General features: G+C 60.8%; 23 protein-coding genes. 10 read left to right on the top strand and 13 right to left on the bottom strand.

Annotated features, from left to right (window positions below):
* Positions 1-4: 4 nt before the first annotated feature.
* From E5W87_RS10135 to E5W87_RS10115, 5 genes are all read right to left on the bottom strand, one after another.
* The gene (locus tag E5W87_RS10135) at positions 5-883 is read right to left on the bottom strand and encodes an ABC transporter permease (RefSeq protein WP_292396588.1); all 879 of its coding nucleotides are present in this window, start codon (positions 881-883) and stop codon (positions 5-7) included.
* Positions 884-918: 35 nt separating this feature from the next.
* The gene (locus tag E5W87_RS10130) at positions 919-1,869 is read right to left on the bottom strand and encodes an ABC transporter permease (RefSeq protein WP_292396586.1); all 951 of its coding nucleotides are present in this window, start codon (positions 1,867-1,869) and stop codon (positions 919-921) included.
* A 66-nt stretch (positions 1,870-1,935) separates the two neighbouring features.
* Entirely contained in the window at positions 1,936-3,606 is a 1,671-nt protein-coding gene (locus tag E5W87_RS10125) for a peptide ABC transporter substrate-binding protein (protein WP_292396583.1), read from the bottom strand.
* 38 nt (positions 3,607-3,644) lie between these two features.
* Entirely contained in the window at positions 3,645-5,309 is a 1,665-nt protein-coding gene (locus tag E5W87_RS10120) for an ABC transporter ATP-binding protein (RefSeq protein WP_292396581.1), read from the bottom strand.
* Between the two features lie 51 nt (positions 5,310-5,360).
* Positions 5,361-5,945, bottom strand: coding sequence for a hypothetical protein (locus E5W87_RS10115; protein WP_292396579.1), 585 nt, complete (start codon positions 5,943-5,945; stop codon positions 5,361-5,363).
* 116 nt (positions 5,946-6,061) lie between these two features.
* Here E5W87_RS10115 and E5W87_RS10110 point away from each other — a divergent pair, with 116 nt between their 5' ends.
* From E5W87_RS10110 to E5W87_RS10100, 3 genes are all read left to right on the top strand, one after another.
* Positions 6,062-7,387: an FAD-binding oxidoreductase gene (locus E5W87_RS10110; protein ID WP_292396577.1), complete on the top strand. Its 1,326-nt coding sequence runs from the start codon at positions 6,062-6,064 to the stop codon at positions 7,385-7,387.
* Between the two features lie 73 nt (positions 7,388-7,460).
* Positions 7,461-8,534, top strand: coding sequence for a tartrate dehydrogenase (locus tag E5W87_RS10105; protein ID WP_292396574.1), 1,074 nt, complete (start codon positions 7,461-7,463; stop codon positions 8,532-8,534).
* 10 nt (positions 8,535-8,544) lie between these two features.
* Positions 8,545-9,021 (top strand): Lrp/AsnC family transcriptional regulator, encoded by a 477-nt coding sequence (locus E5W87_RS10100; protein ID WP_029352587.1) that lies wholly within the window; start codon positions 8,545-8,547, stop codon positions 9,019-9,021.
* Between the two features lie 40 nt (positions 9,022-9,061).
* Here the strand turns inward: E5W87_RS10100 and E5W87_RS10095 are convergent, their stop codons facing one another.
* A complete protein-coding gene (locus tag E5W87_RS10095) occupies positions 9,062-10,438 on the bottom strand; it encodes an aspartate aminotransferase family protein (protein WP_292396614.1) in 1,377 nt (458 codons plus the stop codon).
* Positions 10,439-10,452: 14 nt separating this feature from the next.
* Entirely contained in the window at positions 10,453-11,295 is an 843-nt protein-coding gene (locus E5W87_RS10090) for a GNAT family N-acetyltransferase (protein ID WP_292396572.1), read from the bottom strand.
* A gap of 322 nt (positions 11,296-11,617) precedes the next feature.
* Here E5W87_RS10090 and E5W87_RS10085 point away from each other — a divergent pair, with 322 nt between their 5' ends.
* A complete protein-coding gene (locus E5W87_RS10085; RefSeq protein WP_292396569.1) occupies positions 11,618-12,307 on the top strand; it encodes a haloacid dehalogenase type II in 690 nt (229 codons plus the stop codon).
* A gap of 111 nt (positions 12,308-12,418) precedes the next feature.
* Here the strand turns inward: E5W87_RS10085 and E5W87_RS10080 are convergent, their stop codons facing one another.
* From E5W87_RS10080 to argE, 5 genes are all read right to left on the bottom strand, one after another.
* A complete protein-coding gene (locus E5W87_RS10080; protein WP_292396567.1) occupies positions 12,419-13,894 on the bottom strand; it encodes an NAD-dependent succinate-semialdehyde dehydrogenase in 1,476 nt (491 codons plus the stop codon).
* 20 nt (positions 13,895-13,914) lie between these two features.
* Positions 13,915-14,958, bottom strand: coding sequence for a tartrate dehydrogenase (locus tag E5W87_RS10075; RefSeq protein WP_292396565.1), 1,044 nt, complete (start codon positions 14,956-14,958; stop codon positions 13,915-13,917).
* Between the two features lie 176 nt (positions 14,959-15,134).
* Positions 15,135-15,491 carry a cupin domain-containing protein gene (locus E5W87_RS10070; RefSeq protein ID WP_292396563.1) on the bottom strand — a complete coding sequence of 119 codons (357 nt, stop codon included), beginning with the start codon at positions 15,489-15,491 and terminating at the stop codon, positions 15,135-15,137.
* Between the two features lie 14 nt (positions 15,492-15,505).
* A complete protein-coding gene (locus tag E5W87_RS10065; RefSeq protein WP_292396561.1) occupies positions 15,506-16,429 on the bottom strand; it encodes a glyoxylate/hydroxypyruvate reductase A in 924 nt (307 codons plus the stop codon).
* A 16-nt stretch (positions 16,430-16,445) separates the two neighbouring features.
* Complete coding sequence (gene argE / locus E5W87_RS10060) at positions 16,446-17,570, bottom strand: acetylornithine deacetylase (RefSeq protein WP_292396559.1); 1,125 nt, start codon at positions 17,568-17,570, stop codon at positions 16,446-16,448.
* A gap of 214 nt (positions 17,571-17,784) precedes the next feature.
* Between argE and E5W87_RS10055 the strand changes: the two genes are divergently transcribed.
* The 5 genes from E5W87_RS10055 (at position 17,785) to E5W87_RS10035 (ending at position 20,698) form a co-directional block, all read left to right on the top strand.
* Positions 17,785-18,663 carry a GNAT family N-acetyltransferase gene (locus E5W87_RS10055; RefSeq protein WP_292396557.1) on the top strand — a complete coding sequence of 293 codons (879 nt, stop codon included), beginning with the start codon at positions 17,785-17,787 and terminating at the stop codon, positions 18,661-18,663.
* 174 nt (positions 18,664-18,837) lie between these two features.
* Positions 18,838-19,047, top strand: coding sequence for a hypothetical protein (locus E5W87_RS10050; RefSeq protein WP_292396555.1), 210 nt, complete (start codon positions 18,838-18,840; stop codon positions 19,045-19,047).
* A gap of 327 nt (positions 19,048-19,374) precedes the next feature.
* Positions 19,375-19,623 (top strand): DUF982 domain-containing protein, encoded by a 249-nt coding sequence (locus tag E5W87_RS36050; protein ID WP_367118811.1) that lies wholly within the window; start codon positions 19,375-19,377, stop codon positions 19,621-19,623.
* An 8-nt stretch (positions 19,624-19,631) separates the two neighbouring features.
* Complete coding sequence (locus E5W87_RS10040; RefSeq protein ID WP_292396551.1) at positions 19,632-19,880, top strand: DUF982 domain-containing protein; 249 nt, start codon at positions 19,632-19,634, stop codon at positions 19,878-19,880.
* 509 nt (positions 19,881-20,389) lie between these two features.
* Complete coding sequence (locus E5W87_RS10035; protein WP_292396549.1) at positions 20,390-20,698, top strand: hypothetical protein; 309 nt, start codon at positions 20,390-20,392, stop codon at positions 20,696-20,698.
* A gap of 682 nt (positions 20,699-21,380) precedes the next feature.
* Here the strand turns inward: E5W87_RS10035 and E5W87_RS10030 are convergent.
* Complete coding sequence (locus E5W87_RS10030; RefSeq protein ID WP_292396547.1) at positions 21,381-21,569, bottom strand: DUF3606 domain-containing protein; 189 nt, start codon at positions 21,567-21,569, stop codon at positions 21,381-21,383.
* 137 nt (positions 21,570-21,706) lie between these two features.
* Here E5W87_RS10030 and E5W87_RS10025 point away from each other — a divergent pair, with 137 nt between their 5' ends.
* On the top strand, positions 21,707-22,537 hold the full coding sequence (locus E5W87_RS10025) for an ATP-dependent DNA ligase (RefSeq protein ID WP_292396545.1): 831 nt from the start codon (positions 21,707-21,709) through the stop codon (positions 22,535-22,537).
* Positions 22,538-22,633 lie beyond the last annotated feature (96 nt).

Raw genomic sequence — 22,633 nt, 5'->3', positions numbered from 1 at the left:
CACTTCAAATATGGTCGTCCCGGACGTCCAGCGCGTCACGCAGTCCGTCACCAATGAAATTGAAACTGGTTACCGCGATGGTGATTGCCGCTCCGGGAATGATTGCCAGCCAAGGCGCGCTGCCCAGATATTGCTGGGCGCCCTCGAGCATGTTGCCCCAGCTTGGCAGTGGCGGCTGGATGCCGTAGCCGAGAAAGCTGATGTAGGCTTCCATGAGAATGGCGCGCGCCACCGTCAAGGTGGAAGCAACGATAATCGGTCCCATGGCGTTGGGCAGTATCTCGCGGAACATGATGTGCGTGCCGCTTAGCCCCAGCATGCGCCCCGCCAGCACAAACTCGCGCTCGCGCAATGACCGCACCTCGGCCTCGACAATTCGGGCTACCTCCATCCAGCTGGTGACGGCGACGATGACGGTGACCATAGCAGGGCTCGGCTTCAGTGCCGCGGCCAAGGCAAGCAGTAGGAAGATGGAGGGGAATGATAGGAAGCCGTCGACCGTGCGCATCAGCGCTGCACCGATCCAGCCGCCGCGGTAGCCCGCGATCACGCCGACGAGAGTTCCGATCAGCGTCGACAGCAGCATGGCAAAGAAAGCCACCAGCAGTGAGGTCCTCCCCGCCATGAACAGTCGCGCGGCCACGTCCCGCCCCAAAGGATCGGTCCCGAGATAGTGGTGGCCGGTCAGCGGCGGTGAAAAGCGGGCGCGCAAATCGATGTATAGGGAATCATAAGGCAGGAGATGAGGGCCGAAGACGCATGCCAGCGTGAGAAGTGTGATCATCGCCACCCCAAGCAACGCCAGATGATGGCTCGTGAAACGGCGCACGGTGCGGCTGCGCCACCAGCGGCTTGGTCCTGCATTTGCGGCGAGAGCGGTCATTTCGGATGCCTCCTGTTGGGTGTGAGGTTACGCGCTCAACCCAGACGAATGCGCGGGTCGACGATCGCCACCGCGATGTCTGCGATCAAGTTACCCAGAATGACGAGGATGGCTGAGAACATCAGCAGTCCCATCACGACCGGGTAGTCGCTGTAGCCGAGGCTGTCCAGGAACAGCCGGCCCATCCCCGGCCAGGTAAACACTGTCTCCGTCACCAGCGCGCCGGTCAGGATGCTGGGAAGCTGCACCCCAGCCAGTGTGATCATCGGCAAAAGCGCATTGCCGACGACGTGCTTCATTATGACTCGGCGCTCGCTCAGGCCCTTGGCGCGTGCGGTCTTGACAAAATCCTGGCTGATCGCGTCGAGCGTCGCTGTGCGCATGTAGCGGCTCCAGATCGCGACATGCACCAGCGACAGCACGATGCTTGGCAGGATCAAATGGTGGAGATAGTTCAGAACAGAACCGTCGCCGATCGTGTACATGTTGCCTGCAGGCAGCCAGCCCAGCCGCAGGGAGAAGATGTAGATGCCGACGAGCCCGAACCAGAAGGTCGGGATCGACAGCGCGACCATGGCTCCGACCGTGGCTATATGGTCGAACAGCGAATAGCGGTGTGTGGCGCCGCGGATGCCGATCCAGGTGCCGATCGCAATTGCAATCGCAGTGGACGTACCCATCAGCAGCAGTGTGGCAAAGACGTGCCGGCCAATCACTGCCAGTACAGGCGCGCCATCGCGGAAGGAGTGGCCCCAGTCGCCCTGGAGAAGCCGCCAGGCCCAGTCGAGATATTGCATCAAAAGAGGACGGTTCAGCCCCAATTGCTCTTTCAGGCGATCGAGATCGTCCTGCGTCATGCCGGGATCGAGCCCGAATTGCGCCAGCGGCCCCCCCGGTAGCAGGTTCAGGACGACGAACCCGATGACCGACACGATCAGGAGCAGAATAAGGCTCTGCGAGAGCCGGTTGAGCAGGAAGCCGCGCATTCAACTCTCCTCTTTCAATACAGCGCCGATGATTGGCCGCCGCCGCAAGGCGGCGGCATAAGTATGTCAGCCCTTCCAATGCCATCCGGCAGCATGCCAGGATGCGACGCGGGCGTTGGAATTTGCCTCGAAACCCTCCAGCCCTTCCTTGCGGCCGAATACATTGGCATAGGCAAACAGAGGCAGGAACGGCAGATCCTGACGAACAATTTCCTGCACACGCAGATAGATGGCGCGCCGCTCTTCCCGGTCGAAGGTGCGGGTGCCTTTATCGAGCAGCGCATCGACCTCCGGGTTGGAGTATTGGCCTGTGTTCGAGCCCTTTCCGCCCTTCGCGACGATCGCCTTGGTGTGCAGGCGGTTGGAAACGTCGGGGTCGCCCGCGATGACATTGGTTACACCGGAGATCGCTGACTCGAACTGCGATTTGAGCCAGAAATCGCCCCACATCACGGCGGCCGGCAGGTTCGAGATGGTCATCTCCACCCCGATCTCGGCGAATGTCTGCTGCAAGAACTGCTGCGTCTGCTCGCGCAGGTGGTTGCCGGAGGTGGTGGAGTTGGCGAACGACAGACGCACCCCGTCCTTCACTCGTATTCCATCGGCTCCCGGTACCCAGCCGGCCTCGTCGAGGATCTGGCGCGCGCGCTCGATGTTGAACTCCTGCGCCGGCAGGTTCGGATTGTAATAGTAGGAATTCTGCGGCATGAAGGTCTCGGTGGGGTTGTGGACCCCGTAATAGAGTCCTTCGAGGATCGCTTTCCTATCTATTGCGGCGTAGAGCGCCTGGCGGACCGCCGGCTCCTTGAATTGCGGCTTCTCAAGATTGAGATAGATCGACTCGACCGATGCCCCGCGCTCCAACATGACCGCGCGATCCGGTAGTTTGCTGGCTTCCTCATAGTGGTCGGCGGTTATGAATGCCTGGTCGACAAGATCAATGTCGCCGCTCTTGAACTGGGTGTAGAGCACTGTCATGTCGGGGATGTATTTGAAGACGAGCCGCTCCAAATAGGGACCCTCCCCGGCATAGTCCGTGTTCGCGACGAGTTCGATGTGATCGCCGGCGATGCGCTGCGCCCACTTGAATGCGCCAGTGCCAACAGGCGCCTGATTGAAGGCGGCGGTGTTCGGGTCGGCCTCTTTTTCGAGGATGTGCTTGGGAACCATGAAGGTTTCGGCGAGAAACGACAGGTAGGGGGCGAAAGCCTCCTCCATCCGCCAGGTGAGCTCGGTCGGCGAGATCACCTTGATGTCGCGCACCAGCGAATGGCCCGCCGTGCGCCACGCGCGGAATTTCGGATTGGTGATGAGCTCAAGCGTGAACTTCACGTCCTCGGCCGTGAAGGGTTGGCCGTCGTGCCAGCGGACGTCATCACGCAGGCGGACGCGCCACACAAGTCCATCCTCCGAGATGCCGCCGTTTTTTTGGCTTGGCACTTCGACCACAAGATTGGGCTGGAGAACGCCCTTGGAGTCCATTCGAACGAGTGCATCAAACACTGAGAAATGCACAGCGTCGTCACACTCGGTATGCGGCATCAGTGGATTGAAGACGGTGGGTTCCTGCGAGAATCCGACGATGACGCGGCCGGTTGGGCTCGCTGGTGGGTTCTGGGCGAAGGCGGGTTTGCCCAACAGATTGGGCGCAATGAGGCCTGCAGCCCCGCCTATCGCCATCAATCGCAATGCATCGCGCCGCGAGTACGTTGATTTGGTGTTTGAGCGTTCAGTCATTGGAATTCCCCTTGTTCTGGCGGTACCCGCCGTGGCTCTTACCCATTTGCTGCAACCGGACGGGTAGATCCCGGCTGCTCTCCAGGAATCGCCGCCACCAGCTCGCGTGTGTAGGCTGATTGCGGGTCGAGGAAGATTTGCGAGGGGGGACCGGATTCCACGATCCGCCCTTTCTGCATCACTGCGATTTCGTCGCAGATCTGGCTGGCGACGCGCAGATCGTGGGTGATGAAAATCATCGAAACACCGGTCTCCCGCTGGATTTGATCCAGCAGCTTCAAGATTTGCGCCTGGATCGATACGTCCAGTGCCGACACGGCTTCGTCGGCGATCAGCAGCTTCGGCTTGAACATCAGTGCCCGAGCGATGCCGATGCGCTGGCGCTGCCCACCGGAAAATTCATGCGGAAAGCGACCAAAGGCGCCGGCATCGAGTCCGACATGAGCCAGGAGCGCCCTCGCCTCTTCACGCGCCTGGGCATAGGGCATCCCGTGCGCGACTGGGCCAACGGTCAGTATGCGGCCGATCGTCGAGCGCGGGTTGAGCGAGGCGAAGGGATCCTGGAAGATCATCTGGACCCGCGGCCGCAGCGGGCGGAACTCGGCTTCGGAGAGCTTGGCGATATCGCGGCCCTCGAACAGAATCCCGCCGCCGTCGCTGTCCAGCAGCTTGATCAAAAGCCGACCAAGCGACGATTTGCCGGAACCGCTTTCGCCCACAACGCCCAGCGTGCGCCCGGGCGCCAGATCGAACGAGACCTCGTTGACCGCGGGCACGACGCGCTGCGAGCCGAACAGGGAACTGCCGCTGCGGTAGGTCTTCACCAGGCCTTCGACCTTCAGGATCGGCGCTTTGTTGGCCGTCTCGAGAGGAACGCGGTCCTCGCCAGTCAGGTGCGGGACGGCTGCGATAAGGCGCCGGGTGTAGGGATGGCCAGGCGACTTCAGAACCTGTTGAGCGCTACCCTGCTCGACGATGTGGCCCTTCTCCATCACGACGACGCTGTCTGCGATCTCGGCCACCACCCCGAAGTCATGGGTGATGAACATGACGCTCATTCCCTTGCGTCGCTGAATCTCGCGGATCAACTCCAGAATCTGCGCCTGGGTGGTCACGTCGAGCGCGGTCGTCGGTTCATCCGCGATCAAGATCGTGGGCTCGAGTGCCAGCGCCATGGCGATCATCACCCGCTGCCGCTGCCCGCCGGAGAGGCGGAACGGATACTGATGGTACATGAGTTCAGGGTCCGGCAGTCCCACCTCAGTCAACAACTCGATAGCGCGGCCGCGACGGGATTTCGGTGTGCCGACGCCATGTGCCGCCATGACCTCGTCGATCTGTGCGCCCACGGTCATCAACGGATTGAGCGCTGACAGCGGATCCTGAAAGATCATCGACACCACCCGGCCGCGCAGGCTGCGCAGCTTGTCCGACGGCATGCCTATGATGTTCATCCCGTCGAGGTGGATGGCGCCCGAGGAGACGTGGATCACCCGAGGCAGTAGCCCCATGATGGCATTGGCGGTGACCGATTTTCCGGATCCGGACTCGCCAATGACGCACAGAATCTGGCCGCGTTTCAGATCAAAGGAGATGTTCTCGACGGCATGGGCCCGTTCCATGCCTTCCGGCAGATTCACCGTAAGGTCGCGCACCGAAAGCGCTACATCGTGGGGGGCTACAGCCTGGATGCTTGGGACCATCGAGATTTCCTCCCCTTTCAACCGAGCGGGTCCACGCTGTTGCGGACCGCATCATCGCCCTTTGAGCGGAAGCGCCTCACCGTAGCGGCCGTCGTCTGGCCATCTCGGCAATTCGTGCCCTGAGGCTGCGAGAAACGGATTCTGCTCATCCTGGCGGCTCCCTTGATGAAATCCGGTCCGTATACCGGACACTGTTCCCTTTTTCTTGGAGAACTCTCCGAAAGCGTAAGCCCTGCCTATCGGAAGTCCTCTGGAGCTTGCCCGCCATAAGGAAGGGTTGCTCCGTTCTTTCAGCCAGTTTGATTGTTTTGTTTCCGCATAGTCGTCGAAATTTGGCCCTCGGGCGGCAGGAACTTCTGAAAAGAACGTCACGTTCGGCATTTCACTCTGCTCCCGTTCCGGCGCAGAAACCGGGATCAGACAACCACGCCCTTCGTCCGGTAATTCGTGCGCGACAGGCATTGCCGTCGCGGGGGTTGGTGTCCCGTGCGGCCCAGCAATGTCGGCAGGGAATTGCGGGATCAAGGTCGACAACTGCGCGCCGCGTTCCGAAAAGCCCATGCGTAGATTACGACACTGGATGAAGTGCACTCCTGCTTGCCACGCGAGTTCGGCCCCGGCGAATTTTTTCGGCAAACAATTGCCTGTTCTATGGGCTGCAAACCGCAGGAAATTCCGTCCAGGCATGAACTCCGCAGCCTGCCTCTGCGGGCCGCAGGTTAGGATGCTTCAAATTACCGGAGTCCCGTTTCATGCCCGCGCCGCTCATGCACATCGATTCCAGCCCATCCCTGCCTCGCGAGGCGGACGTCGTCGTCATCGGCGGCGGCGTGGTAGGAATATTCACGGCATATTATCTCGCACGCCGTGGCGTCAGCGTTGCCCTGCTGGAGAAGGGGCGCGTTGCCGCCGAACAGTCCAGCCGCAATTGGGGCTGGTGCCGCCAGCAGAACCGCGACGCGCGCGAGTTGCCGATGGCAACCAAGAGCCTCGATCTCTGGGAAAAAGTGGCGCAGGAGACCGGCCAAGACACCGGCTTTCGCCGCTGCGGCCTGCTATATCTCTCGCAGGACGAAAACGAGCTGGCAGGCTGGGCAAAGTGGCGCGATTTCGCAAGGACGGTCGGCGTCACGACGCATGTGTTGAGCGCGGAGGAAGCCACCGAACGGGGCAAGGCGACCGGCCGCAAATGGAAAGGCGGCGTTTTCTCACCAACCGACGGAACGGCGGATCCTTCAAAGGCGGTGCCGGTTGCCGCGCGCGGAATCATGGCGGCCGGCGGCACCGTACATCAGCATTGCGCGGCGCGCGGGCTGGAGTTGAGCGCCGGCCGGGTCAGCGGCGTCATTACAGAAGCGGGAACCATCAGGGCAACGACCGTGGTCATGGCTGGAGGCGCGTGGGCATCTTCCTTCTGCAACCAGCTTGGTATTCGTTTCCCGCAAGCTGCCGTTCGTCAGTCCATTCTAGCCGTGGCACCCGGCGCAAACAGCCTGCCGGATGCCTTGCATACCGCGCGCGTTTCGCTGACGCGGCGCGGCAACGCTGGATACACGCTGGCGATCAGCGGGCGGGCGCGAGTCGATCCAACGCCACAGCAGCTCAGGTTCAGCCGCGAGTTCGTGCCAATGTTCGCCCGTCGCTGGCGCAGTCTGGCTCCGGGAGCGTTCGAAGGCTGGCGTCAAGGTCATGAAAGCCTGAGGAAATGGGTACTTGACGACGTAACACCAATGGAACGGAATCGGATTCTCGACCCCAAACCTGACATGAGGCAGATTCGCCTGACATATCAAAGAGCCTGCGGATTGCTGCCCGAACTCAAGCGCACCGCGATCTCCAATGTCTGGGCGGGTTATATCGACAGCACGCCAGACGGCATTCCCGCAGTCGGTGAAGTCGAAGGGATCCCGGGCTTCATCCTGGCGGCAGGATTCAGCGGCCACGGCTTCGGGATCGGCCCCGGCGCTGGGCATATGATCGCCGATATCATCACCGGCAGCGACCCGATCGTCGATCCCCGTCCTTATAGGCCGGAGCGTCTGAAGACAGCTGCGTGGGGCAAGGTCGCTGAATTCTGAGAAGACCGTTTACCAACGCACACGAGATCGAGGCCGCGAGGCGGCCAGCACTGAAAACAGTGGGGAAGTGACGATGCGCGAATATGAGATTGCCGCCATTCCAGCCGACGGGATCGGCCGAGAGGTCATTGCCGCCGGTCTCCAGGCGCTTGAGACACTTGAAGAGCGCTGCGGCGACTTCAAGCTGCGCGTCGAGCACTTCGACTGGGGCTCAGACTACTACAAGGCCCATGGTCGGATGATGCCCGAGGACGGTGTGATGCAACTGAAGCGTTTCGACGCTATCTTTTTTGGCGCGGTCGGCGCTCCCGATGTTCCCGACGACATCACTCTCTGGGGCCTCCGGCTGCCGATTTGCCAGGGCTTTGATCAGTACGCAAACGTGCGGCCGACCAGGATACTGCCGGGCATTGCTTCTCCGCTGGCGGGCGTTGGCCCGGGCGATCTGGATTGGGTGATCGTGCGGGAGAATTCCGAGGGCGAGTATTCGGGCAACGGCGGCCGCACCCATCGCGGCCTCCCCGAGGAAGTCGGAACCGAGGTCGCGATCTTCACGCGCGTCGGCGTCACCCGCATCATGCGCTATGCATTCCGGCTGGCGCAGTCACGGCCGCGAAAGCTCCTGACAGTTGTCACGAAATCCAACGCGCAGCGTCACGGCATGGTAATGTGGGACGAAATCGCCGCCGAGGTGGCACGGGAATTCCCGGACGTCACGTGGGACAAGATGCTGGTTGATGCTATGACGGCGCGTATGACGCTGAAACCACGGAGCCTCGATACGATCGTCGCCACCAATCTTCACGCCGACATATTGTCGGACCTTGCAGGCGCGCTTGCGGGCAGTCTCGGCGTAGCACCGACCGCCAATATTGATCCCGAGCGGCGCTATCCCTCGATGTTCGAGCCTATCCACGGCTCGGCGTTCGACATTGCCGGCAAAGGTATCGCCAACCCTGTCGCCACCTTCTGGACCGCCGCCCAGATGCTCGACCATCTGGGCGAAAGCGAAGCGGCCGACCGGCTGATGCTCGCTGTGGAATCGGTGACAAGGGAAGGCGTGCTGACGCCGGACGTTGGTGGCACCGCGACCACGCAGGAAGTAACGGACGCAGTTTGCCGAACGATCCGCGGTTCGAACGTGTGACAGGTTTCTGATGAAGCTCGACAAGATCGACATCAAAATTCTCTCCGAGCTGCAAAAGAACGGGCGCATATCCAACGTCGAGCTTGCCGAGCTGGTCTATCTGTCACCGAGCCCCTGCCTGATGCGGGTCAAGAAGCTTCAGGCGGAAGGCTTCATCACCGGCTATTCCGCCCAGATCGACGTCTCCAAGCTCGGGCAGACGTTGACGGTCTTCACCGAGATCACGCTCAGGAACCATCGGCAGAACGACTTCGCGCGGTTCCTTGCCACCGTCGAGAAGATCGATTCCGTCATCGAATGCCATCTTGTTTCAGGCGGCTACGACTATCTGGTGAAGTTTGTCACAGCGGGAATCACCGAATACCAGACGGTCATGGAGCGCCTTGTCGAAATGGACATCGGCATCGACAAATATTTCAGCTTCGTCGTGCTGAAATCCCCTATCGTGAAATCTCACCTGCCGCTCGACGCCATATTCGACAGATGAGGAAGAGGCTGCCGCGCGCATGCGGCGGCAGTCTGGACGATCATCTTTTCATCGCCGCCCGCACGTCCTTGTCTTCGAGGGTTTGATCCAGCGTCATCCGCGTGCGTTCCAGGATTCCATCGATATCGTCTTGCGTGCAGCAGAGCGGCGGCGCATAGCCCAGGATGCCGCTGTTGAAGGCGCGGATGACGAGGCCGTTCGCCCATGCGCGGTCGAAAATACGGCGACCCGGATCGGCTGCCGCCGGCAGGGGCGTCTTGCGCTCCTTGTCAGTGACCAACTCGACCGCGGCCAGCATGCCGCGACCGCGAATATCGCCAACCAGTGGGTGGTCGGCGAGCGAGCGAAGACCTTCCATCAAGCGCTTCCCGGCCTTCCGCCCGTTCTCGAGCAAGCCCTCTTCGTAGAGACGCAGGCATTCCAGCCCCACCGCCGCGCTCACGGGATGGGCTGAATAGGTGTAGCCGTGGCCGACAGGTGCTTTGCCGGCTCCGTCCGCGATCGTATTGTAGACATGGTCCGACATGAAGACTGCGCCCATCGGCACGTAGCCCGAGGTCAGTCCCTTCGCCGTGGTTATGAAATCCGGCACCACATCGTCCTCTTCACAGGCGAAGAGCGGGCCGGTGCGGCCAAAGGCAGTGATGACTTCGTCGGCAACGAACAGAATGTCGTGTTCCTTGCACACGGCGTGCAGGGCCTTCAGCCAGCCTGTCGGTGGAACGAGGACTCCGCCCGAACCCTGAATGGGTTCGACGTAGAAGGCCGCAACGCGGTCCGCGCCGAGTTCCGCGATCTTGGCGCGCAGGGCCGCGACCGACGCGTCGATAATCGCCTGCGGATCGGAACCGACCGGATTGCGATAGGCGTAGTGCGAGGGAATCTTGTGCTGCCAGTCGTAAGGGACGCCGAAGCCCGCATGGAAAGCGGGAATCGCGGTCAGACCGGACCCTGCCGTCGAGGATCCGTGGTAGCCATACTCGACCGAGATGAACTGATCCTTCTTCGGCGTACCCTTGGCATGGTAGTAGTAGCGAATGAAACGAATCGTGCTGTCGACTGCGTCGGAACCGCCCAGCGTGAAATAGACATGGTTCAGATCGCCGGGGGCCAGTTCGGCGAGCCTGGCAGCAAGACGAATGGCAGGCTCGGATCCCAGCCCGAAATATCCCGTCGCATAGGGAAGCTCTCTTAGCTGCTTTGCGGCTGCTTCAACGACGCTTTCCTGGCCGTATCCGATGTTTACACACCATAGCCCTGCGAATCCGTCCAGCAGGGTTTTTCCGCTTGCATCGGTTACTGTTGCGCCCTTGGCGGATTTGAGCACCCGCACGCCCGTCTCCTCGTGGCTCCGATAGCATGAAAACGGGTGAACCAGATGTGCGCGATCGAGTTCGATCAGTGAGTTTGCCAGCATTTCTTCCTCCGATTTCAACCCAGTGCCTGACTGACCAACGCATATGTGCGGTGATGCGCGGGCTTGCTTTCTTTGTGCGTGGCAATGGAGCGTCGCATCGTGATCCCACCGCCGACGTGCGCGAGCCCGCGCCCGGTGAGCCATTCAGCAAGGTCCGTCGATACGTCGGTATCGAAACGGACGAACTTGCCCTGATGATGGGCGAGCAGAAAGTCGATCAGGGCTTTGGCCTCGGTACCGTTTCTTGCCACCACCGGCCCGAAGACCAGCCCCCGGCCGAATGGCCGGATGGCGGAAAAGGCCTGGGTATCGCCTTCATCGCGAATGACAGCGAACTTCGCGCGCTCGCGAAGCAGCTTCATCAGCGCCGAACGGTCATGGCCAAATGCCTCGCGATCCAGCACTCCGAGGCGGGCAAGATCGCCGCTCTCGGCCCAGGATACACGTGCCGGCGCGGAAACAGGCAATGCCTCGCCCTGATGCTGTACGATCTCGCCAGTCGTGACGAAGGCCAGCTTCTCATAGAGCGGCAGGCCTTCCCGTGTCGCCACCAGGCAACAGGTGCGCTCACCCGCCTTGGCAAGCGCCTCTTCTATCATCTTGCGGCCGAGCCCGCGGCCGCGCATGGCCGCGTCGACGATCACCATGTTGATGGTGGCGGCATTGTCGCCATAGGGGGTCATCATGATGGTCGCCACCACGCGTTCTTCTTCCAAAGCGACGATCCCCCGGCTGACCGACTGGACCAGTTCCCAATCCTCGCGGCGATGCGGCCATTTAACTTGGCGAGACAACTCGACAGCACCTTCCAGGTGCCCCGGTGTCATCTCTTCAAGGATGATCTGTTGTGTGGTCATGATGAATTTCCGGCCTTCGTCTTCAAGTGCTCACGGTAGACCACCAAAGACAGCAGTTCCTCCCGACCGGCAGCCATGCGCCACGCGTTTTCACTATCCTTCGCCGCTCGCGCCGCATCTTCTGCCGAAGCATGGCCGGCAGGCCGCGCTGCTCCCAAAGCTCGAAAGGACACCTGGCGCAACTCTCTGCCAATCCGGCGATGCAATACGAAACGATCTGCTTCAGGTTGCGGCGAATGCGACCGTTAGTCTTCCATGTCGCCGACTATGGTGATTGCGGTACAGGCACGCTGTGCCGAGGAAAACTAGGAGGATGGTCGCCATGTCGACGTTCAGACCGAAATACATCACCTTCGACTGCTACGGCACGCTCACCAATTTCGATATGGCCGGTGCCGCGAGGCGCATCTACGGCTCGCAGCTTTCGCCTGCCGCGTTGACGCAGTTCATCAAGGATTTCGCGGGCTATCGCCTCGACGAGGTTGTTGGCGCCTGGAAGCCCTATATCGAGGTCGTGCACAATTCCGTGGAACGGACCTGCAAGCGCAACGGCGTCGCATTCCGGCCCGAGGATGCCCAGCGCATCTATGAGGAAGTGCCGACATGGGGTCCGCACCCGGATGTCCCGGCGGGACTGGCCAAGGTCGCCAAGGAAATCCCACTGGTGATCCTGTCGAACTCCATGAACAGCCTGATCATGTCAAACGTGGGGAAGCTCGGCGCGCCCTTCCACATGGTCATCACGGCCGAGGAGACCGGCGCCTACAAGCCTTTGATGAAGGGCTTCGAATATATGTTCGACAAGCTCGGCTGCGGCCCTGAGGACATTACTCATGTGTCGTCCTCATTCCGCTACGATCTCATGACCGCCTATGATCTCGGTATCAAGAGCAAGGTCTGGGTGAATCGCGGCCACGAGCCCGCGAATCCCTTCTACGAATATACCGAGATCAAGGATATCGGAGGTCTGGCCGCCGCCGTCGGACTGGAGCCCGTTCGGGAAGTTGCTTGAGGCTGGCGGGCCTCCGGCCATCGCGGCATCCGAAGTATCGAATGAGATAGGGGCGGTTCGACCGCCCCTTTCTCATTGCTAGTCTCGCTGTTGAAGCCTCCGGAAAAGCCTCTAATTCAACCCGCCGACGTGAAGCGTCTTTACCTCGAGATATTCCTCAATCCCCAGCTGCGATCCTTCGCGCCCCAGCCCCGACTGTTTCACACCGCCGAACGGCGCGACCTCTGTCGAGATCAGGCCGGTGTTGAGCCCGACCATGCCGAACTCCAGCGCCTCGGCCACACGCCACGATCGTTTGAGGTTTTCCGTGTAAAAATAGGCGGCAAGGCCGAAGGGCGTTCCGTTGGCGATCGCAATTGCTTCCTCCTCGGTTTCAAAACGGAACAGCGGCGCAACAGGCCCGAACGTCTCTTCCGACGCCAGGAGCATTTCGGTCGTGGCGTCGCCGAGCAGAATAGGCCGGGCGTATTGCTTGCCTTCCGGCACTGCTTCGCTCCGGGCAATTATCCGGGCGCCTTTCTCCAAAGCATCGGCGACATGCCGCTCGATCTTCTCGATGGCGGCACCATTGATCATCGGCCCGATGACGACGCCCTCCTCTGTACCCGCGCCAACCTTCATCTCTGCAACTCGGCCGGCGAGCTTCGCAGCAAACGCCTCATAGATGCCGGCCTGCACGAGAATGCGGTTGGCACAGACGCAGGTCTGGCCGCCATTGCGAAATTTGGAGTTTACCGCCCCTTCGACGGCGAGATCGAGATCTGCGTCATCGAAGACGATGAAAGGCGCGTTCCCGCCGAGCTCGAGGCTGAGCCTTTTGATGCCGTCGGCGGCGCCCTTCATCAAAAGCGCGCCGACGCGGGTCGAACCTGTGAAGGAGATCTTGCGCACCGTTTCGTTGGCCATTAGCTCTTTGCCGATCGCCGCCGGCATGCCGGTTACGATGTTGATAACGCCTGCCGGAATGCCCGCTCGCTCCGCCAGGACGCCGAGCGCGAGCGCCGAAAATGGTGTAAACTCGGACGGCTTGATCACCACTGTGCAGCCGGCAGCCAGTGCGGGGGCGACTTTGCGTGTGATCATCGCGTTGGGGAAATTCCACGGGGTGATGATGGCGCAGACGCCGACTGCTTCCCTGAGAACCAGAATGCGGCGATCGGCCGTGGGTGACGGAATGGTCGAGCCACCGATCCGTCGCGCCTCCTCCGCGAACCATTTCCCGAACGACGCGCCGTAGCGGATCTCCGCGAGCGCCTCAGCAAGCGGCTTACCCTGTTCCAGAGTCAGCAGAAGCGCCAAATCCTGTTCATGCCGGCGAATGAGGTCGTGCCAGCGTTCCAGCAGTCCCCCCCGCTCGGCATGAGTCTTCTTCTTCCAACTCCTGAACGCTTCGGCCGCAGCACCGATCGCGGCCCTGGTCTCGTCGCCCCCCATGTCGGGAACGGTGCCGAGAACATTCAGGCTGGCAGGGTTGGTGACCTCGGCGACGGCCTTTGTATCCGCGTCCCGCCAGACACCGCCAATCAACGCCTGCTGGCGGAACAGGTCCGCATCGTTAAAGGTGCCAATCTTCGTGATCGCATTCATGGTCTTTTTCCTCTGCCCTTTCAGATCAATGCCGCAAGCACGGCTCGCGTGATTGTTTCAGTCCGGTCCTTGCCTGCGATCGTGCCTATCCCCTGCGCGGTTACGGACTCGATTGCCGACATCACTTCGGCCGCAGCATGCCGCTCGCCCAGATGCTCCAGCATCATCGCACCGGACCAGATCGCGGCGATCGGATTGGCGACGCCGAGATGCGCGATATCGGGCGCCGAACCATGGACAGGCTCGAACATGGAAGGTGCGCTGCGATCGGGATTGATATTGGCAGAGGCGGCATAACCCAGCCCGCCCTGGATCGCCGCTCCGATATCGGTGAGGATGTCGCCAAACAGGTTCGAGGCGACGATTACGTCGAGGCTTTCAGGCGCCAGCACCATGCGGGCAGCCATGGCGTCGATGTGGTAGTGCGAGACCTCTACTTCGGGATAGTCATTCGCTATCTCGCGCGTCACCTCATCCCAGAAAACCATGGAATGTTTCTGCGCGTTGGACTTGGTCACAGATGCGAGCTTCTTGCGGCGCGCCCGCGCCTGTTCGAAACCGAAACGCATGATCCGTTCGACACCCGCACGCGTGAAGATTGCCGTCTCAATCGCGACCTCATTGGCTGTGCCGGAATGAACGCGCCCGCCGGCGCCGGAATATTCGCCTTCCGTATTCTCGCGTATGCACAGGATGTCGAATCCATCAGAGCGGAGGGGGCCCTGGACGCCCGGCAACAGCCTGTGCGGTCGTATGTTGGCGTACTGCGTGAATCCTTTCCGGATCGGCAGGAGCAGTCCGTGAAGCGATACTGAGTCGGGCACTTCCGCGGACCAGCCCACAGCGCCGAGATAGATCGCATCGAATTTTCGAAGTGTCTCGATGCCGTCTGGCGGCATCATTGCGCCGGTTTCCAGGTAGTAGGCGCAGGACCATGGGAAGCGTTTGCCATCAAGGGCGAAACCGCGCCGTTTTGCCGCCGCCTGCATCACCTGCCATGCCGACTCGGTCACGTCCTTGCCGATGCCGTCGCCGGGGATGAGCGCTATGTTGTAGGTCTTCATTTGATGGAGGTCCTCATTCGCACTAGCGTTTCATCGGAACAATAATGGACCGCGCGCCGCATTTTCCGTCGAGGATGAGCCACCCGACGGCGTCGAACCGCGGCAGGCGGAACTTGGAAAGTCGATTGTTCTGGAACCGCCGCGCGCTCTATTCGGCCGGACCTTGAGCATTGAACTCAGTCATAAACGCAGACGTAGATCTTGCGCACGGTCTCGATCGTGCGCCAGACGCCGATGAAACCGGGCTTCATCACGAAGCTGTCGCCGGCGCGATAGGTCTTCGTCTCGCCCCCCTTCTCCTCGATTTCGATCACACCCGAAATGATGTGGCAGAACTCGTAGTTGGTGCCCTTGATCGAATGCGTCTCGCCGGGCGTCGCCTCCCAGACGCCGGTCAGAACCTTCTCACCTTTCGAGGCATCCTGCGCCCAGGTCTTGAAGGACGGAGTGCCGGAAATGAGCCGCTCCGGCAGCGGCAATGCTTCCTTCGGCGTGAAGGCGGGATTTGTGTCGACAGTGATCAGAAGTGACATGTGAGGTTTCCTTTTTAGTAGCCGAGCGTCCGATCGACGAGGCCGATCAGAGCCTTCCCGGCGCGGTGGCGCCGGATATTGTCCACGGCGGATTGCGCCGCCGTATGCGGTTGCGTCACCGAGGCAATGTGCGGCGTTATCGTCACCTTCGGATGCGACCACAGCGGATGGTCTTCCGGGAGCGGTTCTGGATCAGTTACATCAAGCATCGCCGCAGATACGTGACCGGTGTCGAGCGCGTCGATCAGCGCAGCCTGGTCGAGTTGCGGACCCCTGCCGAGATGCAGCAGCCGCGCCCCGGCGGGCAGTAGGTCGAAGAGCTTTGCATCGAGCATGCCGCGCGTTTGTTCCGTCAGCGGCAGCAGGCAGACGAGAATATCCGTTTGCTTCAGAAAGCGCGCGAGTTGGTCCGCGCCATGAAAACAGGCGACGCCCTCTGTCCGCTTTTCGCTGCGGCTCCACCCGGCAAGCGGAAATTCGAACGGCTTCAGGCGCTCGATAGCCGCCTGCGCCAGCATGCCAAGGCCGAGGAAGCCAACCCGGCGTTCGGCCGCCTGTCGAGCGGCAATCGGTTGCCAGAGGCACCTTTTCTGCTGCTCGAGATAGGCGGGAATCTCCCGGTGGAGCGCCAACACGCCGAGCGCGACGTATTCCTGCATCATGCGTATGATGCCATCCTCGACCATGCGCACAAGCTTCACATGGCTTGGCACCACGTCCTGCTTGAACTGGTCGACGCCCGCTCCGATGGAAAACAGCACTTCCAAATTGCGGTAGCGCGAGATCTCGTCCGGCACCGTCCAGGTAATGAGATAGCGCACCTTCTCCGGCTCCATCTCCTCGCCGGAATGGAAGAATTCCAGCTCCGGGAGCTCGCGCGCGAATATCTCGCGGAACACCGCAGCACGCGCGGCATCGGAATTGAAAAGAAACGCCATGGAAACCGCCCTTCCTTCAGGCCGCGAGACGCGCGCCGAGCCCGTGGATCATCTTCCGGCAAGCAGCGAGTTCACCGGTCTCGATATATTCGTCGGCACGGTGAGCACGGCCAATGTCGCCGGGGCCGCAAATGATCGCATCGATACCGGCCTGCTGATAAAGCCCGGCCTCCGTGCCGTAACTGACCGCTGTGAGCGGCTCCTGCCCCGTCAGCTCGATCAGAACCGCCGCTAGCTCACTCCCCTTCGCGGGTGCAAGGCCGGGATAGGAACTCAACTCGTGCCAAATTACCTCGAATCCGCTGTCGCGCAGGGCAAAAAGCCCGGCCTTGACCGGCTCAAGCAGGGAGGATGGAGAAACGCCCGGCACGGCACGTACCTCGATATCGGCAGTGCAGTGGCCAGCGATGATGTTGACCGCCTGTCCACCGGCGATGACGCCCACCTGCAACGAAGAATATGGGGGCTCGAAATCTTGATCGAGCGGTCCTTCGGCAAGGGATTGGCCATAGGCCACGGCGTGCGTGATGAATCCGGCCATGGCGTGCACGGCATTGAGTCCGAGATCGGGGCGAGACGAATGGCCGGATCGCCCGATCACCTCGAGCCGCGCGGCGGCCTTCCCCTTGTGCGCGCGCACCGGCTGCATCCGGCTCGGCTCGCCGACAATCGCGCCAAGCGGCCTCTCGCATAGGCCTGGCAACGCAGCTAAGAGATGCGGCACGCCACGGCACCCCACCTCTTCGTCGTAGGAGAATGCGAGATGAATTGGTTGCCGCAGGTTCATCGCCGCAAGTCCTGGGAGCGCGGCCAACGCACAGGCGAGAAAGCCCTTCATGTCGGTGGTGCCGCGGCCGTAAAGCCTGCCGCCCTCGCGGCGCAGAACAAATGGATCCGAGCTCCATTCCGGCTCGCCGGCCGGCACCACATCCACATGTCCGGAGATGATGTAGCCCCGACCCTCGCGCGGGCCGATCGTGACGAAGAGGTTGGACCGGTCGCCCTCGGGACCGGGGAGAACCGTCACCTCGGCTCCTGCTGCCTGACAGTAGTCGCGGATCCAATCGACGATCGCGCCGTTTGGCGTGCCCACAACAGAGGGAAATGCAATCAGGGTCGCGAGGATTTCTTCCACGTTCATGGCGGTCCGCTCTGCTTGCACACTATCACCGGGTGCGACCAGCCTAGCCGTAGGCAGCAGTGTTCCCTGCCGAATCGCGTCGTGCTTTGGCTGAAGATTGCGAAAAAGTGCCTCGAAGCAGCGAAACCTGCTGGCCTTCCGGTGCGATGGTAGGGCAAAAGACCCTGGGGAACCTTCGCGGACTCCGGCTGGGTGAAGGAACGGATCGACTGAAATGCAGAGATCAGTGCGCCTGAAGTCTTTCGAACTGGTCGCGCGGGACATCAATGATGTCGACGTTGAGCTGCTGCATGCACTATCGATTTCCGTCCGCTGGCCGCATCGGCCCAAGGACTGGGACGTTCTGCGTCGCGCCGGCCACGGCATCGTCGCCGTTGATGGTATCGGGCGCGTTTTCGGGAGCGCGATGTGGTTTCCCCATGGGGACGACTTTGCCACCATTGGCCTGGTGATCACGACGCCCCGCATACAGGCGCAGGGAGGTGGCCGATGGCTTATGGACCAGGTCCTCGAGCGGTGCGGAGATCGCAACCTGGCCCTGAACGCAACCCATGCCGCCTATCCACTCTATGTTTCACTCGACTTCACGAGCGAGGCGATCGTCTATATGCGCCAGGGACAGGTCCCACAAACACTCCCGCCGATGCCAGCTCTCGATGGTGAACTAAATGAGCTGCCCAGCGACAGGCTCGGCGAGATCACCGCGCTGGACGCGCGCGCATTCGGGACAAACCGTGCAAGGCTGCTTGCGTTGCTCTCGGAGGATGCCTCAATCGTCACTTTGAGTCGTGGCGGCGAGGTCGTTGGCTATTCCATGTGTCGTGAGTTCGGGCGCGGCCATGTAATTGGCCCCATTGTGGCTCGGAGCGACCAGGACGCGGTTCATCTCACAGCCGTCCATCTGAAGAAGCTGGCAGGTCGATTCGCGCGCGTCGATTCGCGCGAGAGGGATGGCGTGTTTGCAGAGTTTCTACAGCACAGCGGCCTCGGAATTGACGAGACCGTGACGACAATGTCCAAAGGCCGCCGGTTCCTGAACCGGGAAAGCAACAGACCTTGGGTTTATGGATTGGCCAGCCACGCCTGGAGCTGAATGCAAGCGTATTCCGCCCTCAAGAAGCGGTGAGACGTGTAGGTCGATCAGACCGCTTGGCCGGTTTAATGCGGCCGGCAGCATGCAGGTGTAGGGGCGCGAGCAGATCGATCATCTCGCGCCCTTGTGTTAGTAAAATCTGATCAAAGGAATATGCCGTTAGGCGGCTTGCTGATGCCGATTGAACGAAAGGCCGAGGCTGCCGGTGTTTTCAATCCGTCTGAGCTGGCGCTGCTTGGCCGCGTGTTCAATCGTTTGAAGATTGACGGCCAATCGGAACAACGGCGCGAATCGCTCGCGTCCCGAACTATTGCCAATTACATGGCCGGAATGGTGGACGAGGAAGAACTTCTGTCGGTTTCGAAACAAGCGCTGGGGCGGTAGGCGACTTGCATGACCGGAAATGAGGCCCCGGTCAGAGAGATCGACCGAGCCGCCGCTGTGATCCCGCCTCTACCAAACATGTGAGCATCCCAATAGTTACCTCTCATGAGTCTCCTCTGGTTCTCTCCCCCGTATTACGTGAAGGCGAAACGTCCGGGCATTCGCCATGGGTAAGCCACGTCGAGGGAGTCGCCGAGGAACTCATGGCGTGGGACACAAAGGAGCCGAAGTGGACGAAAGCGGTCCACTCCTGCGTTGAAGCGTTCGAGGACAGAGTGTCGCCCCAAGTGGTCCGACAAGCCATCTCTCGCCTGAGTAGGAGGTATCATGGCAACTCTTTGGTTCGTCCCTCCGGTGTTCGTGAAGACTGAAACGGACGGTGTCAGGCATGGCTGCAACAATACGAGGGCAGCCCTTGAGCAGCTCAAGAGGTGGACCCGGAGAGGACCTCACTGGCACAAGGCGTGGACCCTCTGCCTGTCAGCACTGGAGGGCGATCCGATTGACCCTCATGTCATACGAAAGGCTTTCGTGGCTGCCGCTAAGGAGACGGAGATGTATCTCTCGCCCGAGTAGGAGGTATCATGGCTCTCCATTGGTTTCACCCTCCGGTCTATATCGAAACCGACCAACCTAGGCTCACTTACGTCTGCACCAATGTAGAGGGTGCCGCCGTGGAACTCATGAAGTGGACGAAGCGGGGACCTAAGTGGAAAGAGGCCATTGAGGTCTGCATGGCTCTCATTGAAGGCGAGCGCACGCCCAACGACGTAAGGAAGGCCTTCGAGGCTGCTGCCGAGGAGGAGGGTATTTTGCTACGCTCCTCTAACTAGCGCTCGATCCTTCCAACCGCCGGTTGGCAGACGCGACGCTGCCGGCAGCCTATCATTTTTCACGGTCCGCGAACTGAGCAAAGCCCGTTCACCCCGCGCTCGGTGACCGCTTTGATCGCCCCGTCGCTCGCCTTTGCGGCGGGTTTTTTGTTTCCATATGGAACACTGGCACGGCCAGGACGTTCGCCTCCTGCAGCTCTCTTTTGAACCAATGCTGCAAGATCGGTTTCCTTCCCGATCAGCCCGCGTCCCTCCCCTCCGTGGGGCGCGGGCTTCATCTATTTGGCCGATGCGCTAGTCGTGGACCGTCTCCAGACTAACACTGGGTCAGTCTCTCTGGTGCCAACAGACCTTTGCCGCGACCTCTCCCGGAGGCGCGGGCTTTTCAAACAGAGCGTTTCGTTGTCGGAAATTCCAAGAAATATCCCACACTTGCTTGCCGCAACCGATGGTAGTAGATTGAAATAGTTAAGTCTAAAAGTAGAGTAAAAGCGTAAGGTTACGGTGCCATGGGCGAGCGCGGTGACGAAAGCCTTCCTGAGTGGCTTGCAGGCCATCTGTCCGATGATCCGGTAATTGCAGGAGACATCTCGGCCAGAATTTGGAGCATGAAGAAGCTTGGGCTTCCGTCCCATGGGATGAGGAGGAGCCAGCGGAAAGACGCGCTGATCGACGACGGAAGTGGAGCTTTTGAAGCTCAGCCGGCCCATGCGATCACGGCCGACTTCCCCAACGCAACACCCATCATGCTGTTGGCTTTCTTGGCGCTTTCTGTGCTGTTGCTCCTAGGCGTCCTAGGGTCCGCACTACCAGATTGAGGTGGTTGCCGAGCCGGAGCGGAATCACGATTCACCCACCGGGCAGAGCCTGTCCAACTCCGCGCGGGTGACCGCTTGATCCCCCGTTGCTCTCCTGTGCGACGGCTTTTTGTTTCCCCAAACAGCTGCTGGGACCGGTTGAGAGGCGTTTTAGGTACCTTTGTCATATCCAAACGGCTGATGGCCGGGCTCCTCGTGATAAAAGACTTCGGCAAGCTGCCGCATGTCGACTTCTTGTCCGCATATCACACAGATATAGAAGTGTTTTTGACTCGTCCTTGATAGGGCGCCATAGCGCTTCCTGGTCGGCGCTCTTTCTGAGACGCGCGCGGATTTGCTTCGAAATAGCTTTCTTCGAATCTATTTCCTCGTCGCCTATCGGATTCTCCTTCCGTGCGACAGGATCAATCGCAACGCCGGCAACGCCATTTTGTTGCCGCAGCTCCTGCGGAATCACGATCTGTTCACTTGGGAGAATGTGAGCACCGCCGGTGACAGCCCGGGGACGGTGGGCGGCCGGTAACGCAGTCCGATCTCCTCCCGCCTCGGCTAATCGAACTCCAGACGACTGTGACCATGCCTGGCCACAGGTCGGGCAGGAATAGAAATGATCCCTCATGCATCACGGGCTCGCCGTGTCGCGTGCCGGCGATCGGCTGCCCCAGGTCTGAGAGTTTGGTCATCATTGTGCCGGCAATGCCTTCGCGGCCTCGGTTAGGGTTGCCCGATCGCTGCCGTGCTTGCGGATCAGCTCGCGCACCTGCTCTGGCGTGATGTTGTTCTGCAGAGCGAAAAAGTTCACCTCATAATCATCGTCCGACGATACCTTGTTGCGGTCACGGAAGTCGCGTTTGCTCTTGTCGTCAGCCATATCGCACATCCTTTTGGAATTTCGTTATGTGCGCTCTGGCTAATATACGCCGGTGACCTAGACTAGGTTCCATGCTTAGGCGGGCAGATGCCGGTACCGGCCGGCTGAGGTTCATCCCCCCGATGGAGCCCAAGTTGGTGGCCAAGCCGCCCGAGGGGGACAACTGGATTCATGAGATCAAGCTCGATGGCTACCGTGCCCAGGTGGTCATCAACAGCCCCGAGGATATTCGCGTCTATACCAAAACCGGCAAGGACTGGACGCGCAAATACCTGGGCATCGTGGAGGCGGCGAGGGAGCTCGCCGTCGAGAAGGCCATCATCGACGGCGAGGCGCTCGTCACCAACATTGCCGGCATGCCCGACTTCAATGCGCTCCAGAATGCGGTCCACAACAATCCCTATGCCATGTATCTCTGCGCCTTCGACATTCTACACCTGAACGGCCAGGATCTGCGCGACATCGGCTGCGAGTCGCGTCGCGAAATTCTCTCCGGCATCATCAAGCCGAACAGCCGGATCCAGTTCAGCGAGGCTATGCCTGGCGACGCCAAATCGATCTTCTATCTCGTCGAGCAGGTCGAGCTTGAGGGCATTGTATCGAAGCGGCCCGACAGCAAATATCGCAGCGGCCCGACCTCGAACTGGCTGAAGACCAAGAGCTTCACGGTCGACGAATTCGAACTGCTGGGCGTCGAGCGCGAGCCTGGCAAGGCAGCCTTCGCCTATTTAGCGGAGCCGGGCTCCGGGAAGTATCGCGGCTCGGCGTTCATCACCTTGGGCCGCGACATGAGGGAGCGGCTGTTGAAGCGGGTGCGGGAACACGCCGGGCCGCCGCCGGAGGGCATGAAGAAACGGCCTGCAACGCAGTGGGTCGGGCCGCGTGTAAAGCTGCGCGTCAAGCATCTCCGCGGCGACCACAGCCACATACGCCATGCGTCGCTAGTGGGTTTCAGCGACGAGGAGTAGCCTCGGTTAGACGAGTTAACCGCTCGACGGTTTCAATGATAGCCTTTGCGAGCGCTTCGCCCTCATGGATCGGCTCGGGACCATAGAGCAGCAGGG

Origin of the sequence: Mesorhizobium sp., from assembly GCF_004962925.1 — a bacterium.
Lineage (GTDB): Bacteria > Pseudomonadota > Alphaproteobacteria > Rhizobiales > Rhizobiaceae > Mesorhizobium.
Note: the sequence above shows the minus strand (reverse complement) of the source record. Positions and strands in the feature narration are given on the sequence as shown.